Annotated in this window: 1 pseudogene; it reads right to left on the bottom strand. The window is 47.8% G+C overall.

Annotated elements, in window-relative coordinates:
- Window positions 1-62: 62 nt before the first annotated feature.
- Window positions 63-1130 (bottom strand): annotated as a pseudogene (locus tag F6K13_RS34010) (transposase); the annotation flags it as partial.
- Between the last annotated feature and the right edge of the window lie 80 nt (window positions 1131-1210).

The following is a 1210-nucleotide window of genomic DNA, read 5'->3' as shown; positions in this document are numbered from 1 at the left end:
TCATTTGTTTGGCGGTTTCTATAAATAGGGCTTTGAGAGAGTCAGTTAATTCAAGAGATGTGGATGCCACTGAGCTGATTTAGAAATAGTCGATTGCTCTGACTATTATAGGATGATTTATTTATTTGGTAGCTCTTAGAGGTTTCCATCGCCTTTAATTCCCGTTCAATGTGGGCTAAACATTTCTGCTTGGCCATCGCCTTCTGAGGACCATAGGCACTCCAGCAGTCACTACTGAGAATCCCCTCAAAGTCTTCACCTAACATGGCGTTCACTTCCTGTGAACTGCGTGTTGGTGCCAACAAGAGGATACATACCTCCGAGGAAGTTGCTATCCACATCCAGTAGGTCACTCCATCAAGACGATAACTCGTCTCATCGACACATCGGACACCCGGTTGCTGAATCCAGGTCCACCACTGCTCATAACTCGGATATAAACTTTTGCAGAACCACTGATGCATCTTGGCTAAACTGCCTTGAGACAGCGGAATGCCAAAGATGGTCTCCACTAAAAAACGCTGCTTAGCCCAACTCAAATGGCCCCCATAGCCGAGCCAGCCAACTAAGCTACTCAGCAGCGCCCCATAGCTAAAGTCCTCACGTATCCCATAGGGCAACTCTGCATGACCTTGAAAGTCACACACTGGGCATGCATATTCGGGACGTTGATACTCCCATACTTCCACCGGTTGCGGCACTAATTCAGCGACTTGATGAGATTTGACAGGACGATCCGCACGACGCTCTAGTTCTGCTCCGCATACCGGACAGGTCGTTAGCGGTACTTCAATCGTATGAGCCACAAATTCAAACCCATTGCGAGTTGTTCCGCCATGGCCATACTTGGGGCCTCGCTTCTTACGGACTTTCGGCTCTCCTGGCTTGGATGACGACTTATTCTTTTTCTTGTAGCCATCTTGTGACGGCGGTTGAGAGCTATTCCGGCTACTGCGCTCACTGAGTTTGCGTAAGCTTTCTTTTATTTCTTCAAGTTCTTTCTCAACCTGGCTCAGACGTTGCCGTTGGGCCATATATGCTTCATACCAAAACCGAGCACCCTGCTCCTCTGGGGCAAAGCCCGGTCGATTAATCAAACTCTCAATGTCGTCTGTCTGCGAGGTACTCATAATGGCTGTAACTTAGGCCATATAAGCTATTCTGGCCATTCTCATTTAATGATTCTTATTGCGGTGACTAAGTACCTCTA

The organism is Okeania sp. SIO2B9 (assembly GCF_010672505.1).
Lineage (GTDB): Bacteria > Cyanobacteriota > Cyanobacteriia > Cyanobacteriales > Microcoleaceae > Okeania > Okeania hirsuta.
Note: the sequence above shows the minus strand (reverse complement) of the source record. Positions and strands in the feature narration are given on the sequence as shown.